The sequence below is a fragment of the Flavobacterium pectinovorum genome, assembly GCF_900142715.1.
GTDB lineage: Bacteria > Bacteroidota > Bacteroidia > Flavobacteriales > Flavobacteriaceae > Flavobacterium > Flavobacterium pectinovorum.
Map to the genome: position 1 here is coordinate 162378 of NZ_FRBX01000002.1, position 16343 is coordinate 178720.

Annotated in this window: 1 protein-coding gene; it reads right to left on the minus strand. The window is 36.8% G+C overall.

What is annotated here, in order from left to right; genetic code table 11:
* Window positions 1-18: 18 nt before the first annotated feature.
* Complete coding sequence (locus BUE22_RS07355; RefSeq protein ID WP_073394416.1) at window positions 19-16308, minus strand: T9SS type B sorting domain-containing protein; 16290 nt, start codon at window positions 16306-16308, stop codon at window positions 19-21.
* Between the last annotated feature and the right edge of the window lie 35 nt (window positions 16309-16343).

The following is a 16343-nucleotide window of genomic DNA, read 5'->3' on the forward strand; positions in this document are numbered from 1 at the left end:
ATTTGGGGCTCTAATTTGTTATCTGTATAAAGTGAAATGTCCAACAAACTCTCTATTGTCTTTCTCGTCATTTAGTTTAAGAACATACCAGTAATCACCAGAAGGTAATTCCTCTCCGTTATATCTACCATCCCATTTTTGACCGTAGTGGTATTTCGCAATTACACGACCGTATCTGTCGAAGATTGAGAACTCAAGGTTGTTGTAAATATTTGTACAACCAGGACCCCAATTGTCATAAACACCATCTCCGTTTGGAGTAAAGTAATTGTCAAGACAAACATCTACATAAATAGCAGGAACGATAAGCTCAAACGTACAACCGTTTTGATCTCTAACTATTACTTTATAATCTCCAGATTTGTAGATTTTGTATTTGTTAGATGATGTAAATGGCTCTCCATTGAAACTGTATTCGTAAGCCGGAGCTCCACCCGAAGCGGTAACAGAAATGATATTCATCTCTTGCTGACCTGTAGCTTTAACAGCACCTAAGGCAGTATATGGATTAATTTTAAATTTAACCTCTGCCGGACATCCATTTGTATGTCTCACTGTAATAGTGTGATCACCTGCCGGCACATTTGTAAAGGTATTACCTGGTTGGATTGCTCCTCCATCAAGAGAATAATCTAATTGAGATTCATCTTCAAAACCTGGATCAACTTTAACAAAATTAGCCTGAGCATTGTTTACGCAATCGTAGTTTATTTCTACTGTTGGTTTAAGAGCTACCGATTCTGGCATGTCTATCTCCAATTCAAACGTACAACCATTTGTATCTCTCACATATACTGTATGCATACCTCCTACAAGACCTGTGTAATATTGTTCAGTTCCGGTAACAGGAGCATAAGTTCCGTCTCTATTGTCAAGGCTTGCAAAATATGGTGCAGTTCCTCCAGCGATTACTACTCCAAAAGCTCCATCTTTATCACCTTCACAAACTTCTGGTATCATAGAGTTAGGGATTTCACTAACACGTAATACTTCAGGCTGTAAAATTGTTATGTTATGAATAACGTGACAACCTAATATATCCTGAGCAATTACTGTATAATCACCAGCAGCTAAATCATTGAATGTACCGCTGTCAACAAATTGATCTAAGTGAGGGCTAATTGCATATTTAATAGCGCCTTTACCTCCAGATGCTGTTACAACAATTCTACCATTATTTTCTAAATAACACTTAGCATCAAATTTCTCAAATGGTGCTATTAAAGCGTCTTCTGTTTCTGTTATTTCTACAATTTTGCTTATTTCACAGTCAAGACCACTCTTCACATGAACTGTATAGAATCCTTTTGCAAGGTTAGCAAAAATACCATCAGCTTGTGCAGCTCTTACTTCCAGGTTTGTGCTATTATCTACTAGTGAGTATTGGTAATCACCTAAACCTCCGTTTGCAATTGCATTTATTAATCCGCTAAAGTCACCTTTACAATTAACATGTGCGTTTGCTGCATCTACTTCTATTGACAGAGGTGTTAATGGCTCTACAGTTATACCGTTTGATTGTACCACACAACCTAAACTGTCCATTACATAATAAATATGGTAACCTACAGGAGCAGAAATAATCGTTTCTGAAGCGAAAGCAGGAGTACTGTATGTATTTCCGTCTACACTATATGTGTATGGTCCTGTACCTCCAATAACCGTTAATTTAAGATCTGCATCTGTAAAACAAGTAAGTCCTTTGTCCTGAGAAAGAGTTGCCTCAATTTTAGTCGGATTTGTCAAAGTGATAGTTGTAGCTAATGTCGCACTACAGCTAAATGCATCTTCAACAGTAACTGTATAAGTTCCTGCTTTTAATCCATTAAATACAGGATTAGGCTGAGGACCTAGTGTTGTAACATCACCTTCAGGACTTGTATAAGTTAAAGTATAAACATAGTCTGAACCTTTACCTCCTGCAACATTACTTATTGTAATGATACCGCTATTATCTCCATAACATGTTACAACAGTACTAGTTGGTGTAGCATTAAATGTAATTGCTGGTGGAATAACCAAGTCAACAGGTTCTGAAACTTTACAATCTTTACTGTCTCTTGCGCTTACAATGTAATTTCCTACACCTAAGTTTACAAAAATTCCATCTTCAGATGTTACAGTAGTTGTACCATCATACAATTCGTATATGTATGTACCTTCTCCCCATCCGCCAGTTGCAGTTATGGTAATAGTACCATCACTGTTTCCTGATGCACAAGTAACTCTTGTGTGATCAACATCAATTTTTAATTCTGTAGTCGGTTGAGTTATCTCAAAACTAGTTTTTACATCACATTTAGGATCGTCTCTTAGTGTTGCAACAACATTATATCTACCAGCAATTAAACCTGTTAATGGTAAAGTAATTCCACTACTTTGACCGGCAAAATTCATTGGACCAGTAATAGTATAATTAAATATACCTGCTTCATCATCTGGAGTCGGTCTGTTGTCAACCATAGTTAACTCAACACTTCCATCAGCTTGGCCAAAACAGATATCTGTTCTCGTTTTAGTAACTTTAAATTCGAACGAATTCGGATCGATTACTTTATAATCTCTTGCAATTGAACAATTTGTATCTGTATTAAGAACTGTAATTAAATAATCACCAATTCCTAAACCTGTAAATAATCCAGAATTGTTTGTTACCGGTGGAATTACTGTATTAAGTGCTCCAGTTAATGTATACTGTAATGTTGGTGCTGTTGCTCCTGTCCATTGAACATCAACCTGAACTGTTTCGTCTACATCACATGTTTTTGTTACTTTAGTATCAAACGTCATTCCGGTAAGTGTTGTAAACGGTATAATATCTATTGGCGTTGTACTTGTTCCTTCACAGAATTTGTCGTCATAAACTGTTACAGTATACGACCCACCTTTATGGTCTAACTCTGCGTATACATTCGAAGGTCCGTCGTACATAACTTCTGTACCATCTCTCAAGAATACATATCTTACATAATTTCCTGATCCACCCAATACTGTACCAACAGTAATTGTTGCATTGCTATTGATGTTGTCTCCTGCAGCACAAGTATATTGTGTATTGCTTACAGGTACAGTAATAGGATTTGGCGTACCAACCGTAACTGTTGTAATTGATGCAGAACATCCTCTACCAGATTTTACAGATACTGTATAATCACCGGCTGGTAAATTATTGAACTCTGGTGATAACGAATCTACTATATTAACAGTTGCTCCTAGTATACTATAAGTATAAACAGGGTCGGTGTTTTTATCAGATAACGTAATTTTTATGCTACCATTTGAGTCACCAAAACATGTTACTGGTGAAGGTGTTGCAATGAATCCATCAATATCAGCAGGGAATGTAATACTTCCCTTAACTTCAATTTCACATAAAGTAACATTATCTCTTACTCTGAATGTGTAATCACCAGGTGCTAAACCAGGGAAGTTATTAGTAACCTGTTGTGTAGCCCAGTTGTCTATTGTATACACATAACTGTTGGCAGGATTTACCGTACCACCAGAAGCGTGTATTGTAATTTCTCCGTTTGGATTTTTGCATAGCGGTACAATAGTTACTTCCGGATATGCTGCTAATGGCTCTAAAATAGTAAACGGTACAAGAGCTGTAACTTTACAACCGTTTTTGTCCATTACAGTAACTGTGTAGTCACCTGGATTAGCTACAATAAACTCAGGGTCGTTTTGCCATGTTTGACCATCTATACTATATTGTAATTGAGGAAGTCCTGTTGCTGCAACCTGAAGTGTATATCCTGCTGCATTGTAACATTGACTTACAACATCAACATTCGTAATTGTTGGCATTGGATCAAGCGAAATGTTTACTGTTTTAACAGTGTAACAATTTTGACTATCTTTTATATAAACATCGATAGAATCAAACAATGGGGAAATTTGCGTTGTTGCAATTGTCGCCGTTTTTGTTGGTTTATAATCTGCAAATGCCGGAATTGGCGATCCTGCTGGTAAGAATAAATATGAATATCCTGGTGTACCACCGTGAATGCTGCTTTCGTCTATTGTAAGTACTGCACCCGCAGTGTTACAATTTTGATTTACGTTTGCAATAACAATTCCTGAAATATCTAATACCGTAGGCGCTGTAATTGTCACTTTATTTGATAATACAACACATCTAGGATATCCGATTTGAGTGATTTCAACCTCATAATCTACTCCTTCTCCTAATCCTGTAATTGTAAACGGATTAGTAGTTGCAGCATTAATACCAGTTCCTGAAGCTACCGAAACTCCTGCAAGAAGAACTCTGTAGTCATAAGTACCTGTGTATTTTTCTATATTAATTGTGATACTTCCGTCAGTAAATCCTTTACAGCTTACCATTGCAGATGGAGTTGCATTTACTACCATGATGTTGTATAATGGCACTTCATGAACATCTGTAAAGACAGTACATAAAGTAACTGTATCTGTAATTTTGAATTGATATGAATGACCTGCCGGAGCCGGGTAATTGAATGTTGATCCTGTAGCAATTGTTGTTGCCGGTGTGCTATAAGCGCCACCATCTACAGAAACCTGATAAGCAAAACTACCTGTTCCGCCAACGATATCAACTTTTACAGTTTCTACTCCACTATTTGGGCAATCTGCTGCTACTAATAAATTAGCTTCAGCTGAAATTAATTTAGGGAATGGATTGATTATAACCTGAACATCATCTGTACATCCATTCAAATCTTTAACATAATAAGTGAGGTTTTGAACTGATCCTGTATCAAATACTTTAAATGTATTTGTTTCATACCAAATTGTACCGTCACTATATCTATAATCTGATAATAAACCTGTTCCTTTTCCACCCGTAGCTGTTACTGTAACAATTGTTTCTTTAATTGAATTAGTATCAGGCGTACAAGCGAAACCAGCAGCAGTAGCATCGGCCACAACCGGAGTTGCAGGATCTAAAACAACAGTTTGCAATATTGAACAACCTCTGTCTGAAATTACAGTAATATTATAAGTTCCTGCAATTAAGTCTGTAAATAAAGGTGTACCCTGAGATACTAATGTTCCCGCTGTTGGAGCTGTTCTGATAAGTGTATAAGTATACGGAGGATTATTATTAACCGGATCTAAATTCACTAAAATAGTTCCGTTACCAACATTACCCTGAACAACTGGTGTGCTTGAACAGAATGGAGAAGTTGGCGTTGTAGTAAATACCGGAATAGTTGGACTAACCATATCTACTGCAATTGTAACATCAGAACAAGTTCTTGTATCTGTTACAGTAAACACATAACTACCTGGATCAGTAACTGTATAATCTGAGTAACCAGCATTAGCAAACGGTATAACAGTTGGATCTAAAACTCCATCTTTTGTTACTGTATAGCTATATGTAGGATAACCTCCTATTGCACTAATTCTAATTGTACCATCAATAACACCTGTACAGAAAATATCTTTCTTTTTCTCTGCCGAAGCAAAAAGTTCTCCTGTAATTGTTGTGTTTACTGCTGTTGCAGTACATCCAAATTTATCTCTTACAGTAATATTATACTGACCTGGATTTAAATTATTGAATGTATTTGATAACTGCCATGATTGACCGTTGTTGATACTGTATTCGTATACATCACCCGGTAAAATAAACGGAGATGTTGATGAAGCCGTTACTACTAAAGTAGATTTTGCCCCTGAAGTATAACAATATACTGATGATGCAGCTATTGTCGCTACCGGATTGATTGGTGTTACCAAATTAAATGAATCTGTAGCCACACAACCTTTAGCATCTTTTACAGATATAGCATAAGCTCCTACTGAAACAAGACCATCAAAAACTCCTGTTGTATTAGTAATAACCGCACCACCCGGAAGTGTTAATGAGAATAAATAATCGCCCCATCCGTTTTGTGCAGTAACTTTTACTGCTCCTTTAGTTGTACAACCAAGTGGTGTAACCACTTTATCAATAGCTAAAGCTAAAGTTGGAGTTTCAATTCTGAAATCTACAAACGCTGAACATTGTGTTTCATCGTCCTGAACAGTAATTCTATGATTACCCGGAGTTAACAATGTCAAATTGATCGTAGCAGCTGTTTGACCTGTAACTGCTGGATTAGTATCAAGTACATAGTTATAAGTACCAACACCTGTTCCAAAACCTGTTACAACAAAACTTGCTTTTCCATCATTTGCATTAAGACAAGTAATGTCATCTATAGATTGTTTAACGATATTGATCTTAGTAACGTCTTTAATTTCATAAGACAATTGTTTAATACAGCTAGTTGCTGCATCAGTTACCTGGAATACATAAGTACCAGGCCCAAGATTTGTAAATGATGGATTTGAACCATTATCAACAATTGAAGCTACCGGAGAAACTATTTGATAAGTAAGTACTGCCGGCGGAACCGCAATTACACCTGCTGAGTTTCTTACATTCGAAATGTTAACCGTTGTAGTCGTTACAGCACAAGTAATTGTAGCTGTTTGAGCCATATCAAAATTAATTGGCGGATCAAGTTTATAAATATTTATTGTACCTGATTTTGTACAACCATTTTTATCTCTTACGCTGTAAGGTATATTTAAGTGATCTACTTGGGTATCAATAACAGTATAAGTAGTTGTTGTACTGAAAGCACTATTATTAAAACTATATTCATAACCTCCAGAACCTCCTGTTGCTCCTAAAACAACTGTAGCACTCTGACCAACATTACCTGTACCACAAGTAAATGGAGTAATTACTGGCGTTGTAGCAACTACTTCTGATGGCTGACCTAAAATTGCAGAACCTGTAACTTCACAACCAAGGGCATCTTTAATAATGTAAGGATATGTTCCTGCAGCAACAGTATAAATTGTTGTATTTGAGAAACCTAAATTATTAAAGTTATAAGTATATGGAGTTTTTCCTCCAATTGCAGATAATTCGATAGTTCCATTTCCTAAATAACATAAAGGCTGCGTTGGTTTATAATCTGGTACGATAGGCACGATTGGCGCTATAATTACCGAATTAGTTTCAACCGGACAGCTATTAGCATCTGTAATTCTAAAAGTATAAGTATCAGCATCTGCAGAAGCAACCGGATAATCAAAGAATGTTACCCCTGCTCCCAAAGCTGTTGCTGTACCGTAAGCAGCAGTACCTTTTTTCACACTGTATGAATATGGTGCTGTACCTTTTGTAATTGTAACTCTAATAATGGCATCTGCAACAGCATTTCCTGTTACTGAACAATCCAGAATTTTAGTAACCGCTGCTGTTGCAAGCGGAGTTGGGTTAATCGTTATTTTATGTTCTGTTTTACAACCATTTTTATTTTGAATAATAATAGTTTGTTCACCAGAATTAAGACCTGTAGCTGGATAAGTTAATCCTGTAAAGTTTATAAAATTACCTCCGTTAACACTCACAGAATATGGTGCCATTGTAGGCGTTGCATCTGTAACTGTTACGTTTACTGTGAATGAACCTTCTACAGCACATCTGTTTGGAACAGAAAGTGCGAATACTGGATCCGGATCCATACGTAAAATAACGTTATCTGTTCTGATACAGTTATTTGCATCTTTTACATAAACATAATACGTAATTCCTGCTAAACTTCCTGCTCTGTCAAAATTAGGCGAAGTTTCCCAAGTATCTGTTATAGCCGGAGCAGTAGCAGATGTAGTTACCTGATAAACGTATGGTGCTGTACCATCTTTACCTTCAACATTAATTACTCCTAAATTATCGCAATTTGCATTTTTAATCACATATCCTTTAGCTGATAATTCAACTGAAGATTCTTTAATGTCAAATGCTGCTGAAGCAGATTTACATCCGTTATAAGAACCTGTACCATTTTCAATAAATTGTACATAATAACGTCCCGGAAGTAATGTACCCGGTGATGGGTATGTTACTACTAATGGCGTACCAAAAGTTACCGGAGCTGTTATAGCTGGCCCAACTGGTGAATTAGCAGTAAGTGCTTTAAATATTTGGTATGTTACCGAAGTAGTTGTAGCGTCAAAATTAGTAAGAGTAAAAGTTACCTTTCCATCATTTGCGCCTGTACAAGTTACATTTACAGGTGTAATAACAGATGTCATAGGCGAGGCTGGTGCAATAGGAGCATCAGCTGCTTTTACATAATAACAATCTGTAGTTAAATCATGTACCACAAAAGTATAAGTAACACCCGGAACAAGATTAGTAAACGTTTTTTGATCAGGGAAACCTGCATCAGCCGGATACCAAGTTGTTGTATATGGTGAAACATTAGTTTCTAATAAACCAAACTGATAATTGTGACTTCCAACAGGAGCAACAACTGATACTCTCGCAGTACCACCGTTAATACAATCTGAAGGCGTTACCGCTACATTAATTATTAAATCTGAAGGAGGTGATGCTATAGTAATGTTTTTAGATAAAGCACAACCATTGGCATCAACAACATTTACGGTATAAATACCATAGTTAATAACAGTAAATGTATGATTTTCTCTTGCAGTCGCCACATACGGGTTACCTGCAATAACATCTCCAAAATTGTTTGAAATAAAATATTTAAAAGGTGCTGTTCCTCCAACAATACCCTGAACTGTAACTTCTCCAAGACTAGAACCTCCCGGGTTGTTACAAGTAATATCAACTTTAGCTAAGCTAAAATCAATTGGAAGAGGAGCACTAATTGTAATATTTTCAGTATCAACACAACCTTTACCATCTGTAACTGTAACAGTATAAGTACCGGCAGCTAATCCTGATGTTTGTGTGCCATAATTAAATGCAGTTGGCGCTGTTCTTTGTACATTAAATACAAATGGTGCAACTCCTTTAGTATTATCAATTGTAATACTAATTGCAGCTGTTTCATCTCCGTTACATTTTATAAACTGTGTTTGTGTAATACCAGTAATTACAGGTAATACAGGACTAGTTACGTCAACAGCAACTGTAGATACTGCAGAACATCCGTCTGATGTAACTCTAAAGAAGTATTGACCAGCAACTGTAGGATTAAATACAGCACCTGGAATTGCAATATAAGTTGGCGATGGAGCAATTCTGTAAGCATAAGCATAAGTTCCGTCTCCACCACTTGCTGACAAATTAATTTGAGCTGCTGTTGCAGTTGGAGGCGTAGTAGGACAAGTAAGGTCTTTAGTCAATTTAGCTTCAAGAGTTAATTGATCATTAACTTCAATAGTTGTTGTTTTTTCGCAACCATTGTCATCTTTTATACCTAAAGTATAAATACCAGGACCTGTAATTGTCTTAACCTGATTTGTGTTATAAGCACCGTTAAGGCCAAATTGAGCATTTGCTAAACCGTTATAAACACTTCCGGTAATTGTAACCGTAAATGAAGCACCAGAATAACATTGTGCAGCCACAACAGGATTTATTGTTGGCTCAGCATTTCTGATAATAGTTACAGTACTTGTAGCAGGACAGCTATTGCCATCTGAAACATAAACATCATAAGTTAAACCATCTACACTAGTGTCTTTTGTGAAAACTCCAGTCGTGTTATAATTTGCAGCAACTGGAGTAACTCCAGTTTTTACAACCGCATAACTTAATGGAACTGTTCCTCCTGATGCAGTAACTGTAATTGTTGTGTTTGCTTCGGTACAGAATACTTTTGTTCCGGATGCACTTGTAATATTAATAGCTGCCGGAGCAGTAAGCGTTACTGAAGCCGGAGCAGAACATCCTGTAGCTGGGTTAGTAACGGTAAGCGTATAAACTCCCACTGGTAATCCCGTGAAATTAACTTCTGTTGCTGTTGCTGTTCCACCAGGGATAACTGCATTAGCAGCATTTCTTAAAACGTATGTAAATCCTGTTGAATTTCCTCCAACAGCAAATTTAATAGCACCATTAGAAAGTCCGTTACAAGTAATAGCCGAAACTATTGAACCTGAAACAGTAATTGGAGTAACTGCTTTTATTTCATAATCTCCAGTAATTGTACAATTATTAGCATCGGTAACTTTAAATGAATAATTACCTACTGCTAAATTTGTAAATGTATATGAACGTCCTGCAATATTAGTAACAGCAGGCGCTGAAGGAGATGTAATTTCATATTTAAATGGCGAAACACCATTTGTAAATGTTAAAGTTAAATCTGCATCTAATTCTGCTGCTTTACAAGTAATAGCATTAGACGGAGTTATAACAAGGTTTGTTGGCGGGTTTAAAGCGTCAATCACTACTCCTGCAGGAACTGTAAATGGACAGTTGCTTGCATCAGTTACAACAATAGTAACTGTACCGGCTGTTGTAGTAGTATAAGTGTTTGAAGTAACCGGAGTCTGACCGTTATAACTATATCTGTATGGGTTTACACCTGCAAACGGCGTTCCGCCAGTTGCAGTTACAGTAATTGTAGCAGACTGAGCAGTATTTGATGCATCACATGTTAATTTAGTTGTAACAGCTGCAGTAGCACTTAAACCATTTGTTGGTTCATTAATACTAACTGTTTTAGGCGCCGATACACATTTTTTAGCATCAACAATTGTGATTTCATATGATCCTGCAGGCAGATTCTCAAATTTATTAGTAGTTTGAGTTACTGTTGCACCTGCCGGAGAAATTGGTTTCAAAATATATTCATAAGTCCCTGTAGAAGGAATACCGTTTACAGTAATACTTCCAGTAGACGCACCTTTACAAAGTACATGATCCGGTTCTGCTGTAAAATCAGGTAATACTTTTGCATCTACAGTTCTTGAAACTACTGTTGTACAACCTTTGCTGTCAGTAATTTCAAAATAATAAGTAGCAGCCGTTGCAGCTGAATAGTTGAAAGTAACTAAACCTGCTCCAACAGTTGTATAAGCTCCGCTAAATGGAGCACCTGTAGTATTTACTCTATATCTATAATCAGGATAACCACTAGAAATATCAACTTTTATAATAGCATTCGCAGACGTTGGTGTAGTTGTTGTACAATCTAAGTCCTTTGTAATCTGAGCATTTGCCGCAACTTGAGCTGCAATTGTCTGTGCTGTTAAAGATGTTGTACACCCTGTTACTTTATCTCTAACTATAATAGTATAATTTCCAGGAGTTAATCCTGCGAAAGTTCCTGACGCAAAGTAATTAGTGCCACCGTTAATGCTGTATTCATAATTTGGCTGTGGCGCTGTAACTGGCTCAGCTATTAAAGTAGCTCCACCATCTGCACAAAAATCAGATGTCGCACTAATTTGTGCTAGAGGCAATACTTTATCATTAATTGTAAAACTTTGTCCTGCAAAAGTACATCCTCCTAAATCAGTTACAGATACACTATATGTTCCTGCTCCTAAATTAGTGAACAAGTTATTATTAGCCTGAACTATTGCTGTACCTGCCGGAGCAGTTGGCGTAACTGTATAGGTATAAGTTCCTGTACCATTTACAGCATTTATTTCTGCTGTCCCTTTTACCAAACAAGTAACATGTGTAAGAGTTGGAGGGTTTAAAGCTAAAGCAGCCGTTGGACCACCAACAGTTGCATTTGCAGTTACAGGACAATTTGTAGTTGTACTTGTTACAGTAATACTATGAGATCCTGCCGCTAAAGACGGACTAACAATGGTAAATGGATTTCCTGTTGAAGTTCCTGTTTGAACTGCTCCGGAATCTACTATATAACTGTAATTTCCTCCAGTTGCAATACCTGTAACTGTCCATGTAATCGAACCATCTGAAAGTCCAAAACAAGTAATATTTTTTGGAGTACCGCCAACACTAAAAGTAGCTGGTAGCGCAATAGTATGAGTTTTAGAAGTAATACATTTATTAGCATCTCTTACTTCAAAAGTATATAAAACATTTGCATCAAGACCGTTAAACACATTGCTTGACTGGAATGCAGTTGTAGCAGACGCTGGTAATGAGATTCTGTATTCTAAACCTGCAGTTGGTACTGCAACACCTGCAGCATTTACAACATTTGTTATCGTAACGCTTCCTTTATTAGTAGGACAAGTTGCAGCTGTAGTAGTAGTAATTGTCATTCCCGTAGGAGGGTTCAATGCGTTGATTGTTCCTGCAGCTATAGTTTGACTACAAGAGTTAGCATCAGAAATAGTTACAGTATAAACACCTGCAACAGTTATGTTACTAAACACAGCACCATCCTGGGGTCCTGCTACTATAACACCGTCTTTTAATAAGGTATATTTATAGGCAGGCGTTCCTCCTTTAACTCCAGAAACTGTAATTGTTGCCGGTTGCTCGCAATTATATGTTGGAGCTATAGTTGCTACACCTTCTATAATAGCTGGCTCGAAAATTTTAAATGTATAAGTTCTAACACAATCATTAGCATCTTTAACAGTGAAGCTATAATCAGTACCGGCAGCAGAACCTGCTAAACCATCATAATGAGTAGTACTTGTAAAAGCGCCTGTACCATTAAACTGAAATGTAAAAGGTGCAGTACCAGTTAATCCTTCAAGATCAACAGAACCATTTGGCTGCCCGATACATTTAGCATCATGTGTTTTCGATTCAGCTGTTACCGCCACTAATGCATTAACTTTTTGAGTAATTGAAATTGGACATTTATTAGCATCCTGAATTTCAAAAGTATATGTATCTGAAATACCAGTAGAATAAGTAAAGATAGGATTTGTAGTAGTTCCTCCACCAGGTAAAACTGTACCTAAACTGTTTTTAATAACATAAGTATATGGTGCAGTACCTCCGGTTATTGTTACCTGAATAATTGCATCTGTACCAGTTGCTTTACAGCTTATTGAAGTTGTAACAGCACTTTTCGCTGTTAATTTTGGATCAATTTGTTGGCTTATTACCTGAGCCGAACAACTGTTAGCATCCATGATTTCAAAATCATAGGTGCCTGATGTAGTAACATGATGAGTAAAAGTAGGTCCTGCAAAAGTTGTACTCCAGGCTCCATAAGTACCTGGGTTAAGTTTTACTCTATAACTAAATGGACCTTTTCCACCTGCAATCCTAACCACAATGTCAGCACCTGCAGTTTCATTAAAACATAAATTTGAAGTTGATTCAATAGTAACAGTAGGAGGTGTTGAACCGCTAATTATTAAATCGGTTGCTTTACTGGCTGAACAAGGACCTCCATCAACTCCGGAAACTTTATAAGATCCAGGAGTAATGTCAGTATCCTTTACTTTGTACTTACCGTCAGAATCCAGAACAAAAGGGAAAACTTTTCCATCTGAAACTCTCGTAAGTGAAATATTATAAGGTGCAGTTCCTCCGCCGATAATAGCTGTAACTACAGACGTAGTATTACAAGTAGCTACCGTCGCAGTTGCGTCTATTGTAAATTTTGCCGGCGCAGTAATTGTAGTAGGAATATCAAAATCACAACCTTGTGAAGTTGGATCACGACGAACTCTAACACTATATGTAGCAGCTGCTAACGGTCCAATTTTAACTGGATTAACAGTCGATCTTATGAATGGTTCCTGATTATTTATAGAATAATAAAATTCTCCTGTAAAATTCTCTCCAAAAATTTCAAAAGATCCGTCTCCCGCACCAGCACATGATTCTCCTTTTAAATTTTGAATATGAGGAATAAATGGCGGTGGTGGAGTAACGGTTACCTGATATTGAAATTGTGCTCCACATACCCTTGGCACCTGAAATACTTTAATATCATCTATAGCAACGTCATTACCTTCTGTTGCCTGTACATTTGAACGAACAATAAGTCGCAATGAAGTATTATTTCCCGGATCAAGAGTAATAGCTGTTTGTGGATATTTTTTCCAATCATTCCCTGAGCTCGATCTTGGAATATTTCCTGTAGCGAACCAGGATATTTCTGTTCCACTGGCGTCAACCAAAGCAATTCTTAAGTTAGCATCTGCTTTACCAGCATTAGGCATCATCAAGTTCATTGCATAAAACTCAAACATGATAGGCTGATTTGGAATCACATCATTAATTTGTTTTTCATACAAAATAGTGGTTACCGGTATCTGGTCACCAATATTAACAGCAAGGAATCTACCTTGCAAAGCTGCCGTTCCTGAAGTATGGTCTATTGGATATCTCCAATTCCAACCATTCGTTGCTGCTTGATTTATAGAACTTGTAACAGAATAATCTCCGTCATTTATCGCATAAGCACCATTACACCATGTAGCTGGTTGGTTTGCTAATTGTCTTTCAAAACAATAATAGAAAGTATTAATACCTGGTGAAGTTGTGTTTGCACCGCTTCCAAAACTTTCATCTAATAAATTGCTATATGTAGAAGCAGACTTTACATTATAATCAACAGAAATGATATGTGTTCCTGTAGGAATATTTAAGAACACATTTGGATTTGCAGTATTAGGATTAGGATTCCCATCCAGATAATAAGTAAAATTATATCTTGGATCACCTGCACCATTATTTATACTAACTGTTTGTGAACCTGTACCATCACAATTGTAAACCAAGGGTCCGTAAGTAATACTAGGAGGAGTTGGTTTAGTATCGATTGTAATACCGGTCATGTCATAAGTACAACCTTTTGAATCTCTAATACGCACAGTATATGGTCCTCCGGCAGCTAGATAACCTTCGTTATATGTCGACCATCCATTATGATTAACAGCTGCATTACTGAAAAAGTATTCGTAAGGAGGTGTCCCTCCTTGTGGATTTGTAATTCTTACAATTCCTAGGTCATCACCTGTACGACAACCTGGTAATGCCGCAACACCAGCCGAAGCAGTTAACGCAGTTGTTGTACCAATTGTTTTTGTAGTAAAAGCATCTGTACACCAGTCATCTCTATTACGTACTTTATATCTTACAGTAATATTATAATCTCCGGCAGGCAAATTTGAAAAAACGTTACTACTCTGCCAAGTTGTACCATTGTCTTTACTATATTCTATATACGCATAACCATTTGTATTGGTCACGTTTACAGTAATAGTTCCCGTTGGATTACAATTTCCACTAAGGGCAGTATCAACACTATATACCGGCTTTACTACATTGTTTCCACTTACGTTAATTGTTAAATCGGCAGTACAGCCATTTAAATCCTCAACACGCATTATATAAGTTCCTGCTTTGTCTACAATAACTCTTGTAGTTGGAACGTCAACGAAACCCGTATTGTTGTAATTTACAAAATAACGGTAAGTTCCTCCAGCTCCTCCATTAGCTCTACCCTGAATAACTCCTGTATTACATGAGCTTAATGAAGTAGAAATATAAGATGTATTATTTAGCTGGTTTGCTGCTGTAATGGTAGTTGTCTGAGTATCTGTAACGTTACAATTAGTTCCCTTTATCGTTGTTACTACAGTATAAGTACCGGCATCCAAACCTGTAAATTCATGTTCAGGAACAGATTTAGTTGGTGTAGTAGTAAGTGCAGTATTACTTGGGTTTTTGAATATTGCATAAGTATAATCATTGTTAACACCATTCGCGGTAACTTTAATACTCCCCTTTTGACCAACACAACCAGGTTGTGTCGCCGCTAGTGAAGTAGAAAGCCTGAATCTGCTAACTACTATATTTTTGACACTATAAATACAGCCACCCGTAATACCTTTCAATCTCATAAATACATTATAAGTATCTGGAGTAGTAGTTTCAAAAGTATTACTGTCCTGCCATGTATTAGGCGTAGGGTTTGTCGTAAAACTATACTCATACCCGGAACCTGTAGGAAAACTTACAGCCATAATTTTACCGGGAATAACACAAGCAGTGCTACCGGTAATTATATCACTTTTTATAATTCCTGTCGGATCTACTTCTGTTTTATAAACATTAAAATAAAATGTGCTTTCAGTATTATCTGAAAATCTAATGATTACTCTAAATTCACCCGCACTATTTGCATTATAATCTGCTCCCTCTGCAACACCTGCCCAAGAACAGTTCGCAGCTACATTCGGACAGTTTCCGTTACTAATAGGGGTACATCCTCCTGTACGTCGTTGCCATACAATTTTGGTAGCATTGGCAATAGTTGTCTGGATTAATCTTGAGTCGTTATCTCCACACAAAAATAATTTTGGGAGAAAACTTCCGTCAATAGGACATTCTGCAACTGTACCAGCATAAGTACCTGTAGCATACTTAATAACCGGATGCGTAATAGCAGCCGCTAATCCCTTAGCAACAGTATCACTTTTCGCAGTAAAACCAATTTTATTAATAAATTGATTATTCGCCTGAAGGAATAAGTTTTTATTTCCTTCATGATTAATTTTTGCATTAAATGCTATCAAATTTTGCGAGTAGGATACAAAATTTAATAACAAAGCCAAAGCAAAAATCAGCGTTCTTAAAATAGTAGGTTTTTTCATAATCATTCTATTTGTTTTTACTTACACTTCAGTTC

Excerpts from the sequence above, each read along its gene's own strand:
- BUE22_RS07355 (WP_073394416.1), bottom strand. The coding sequence starts at position 16,308 with ATGAAAAAACCTACTATTTTAAGAACGCTGATTTTTGCTTTGGCTTTG.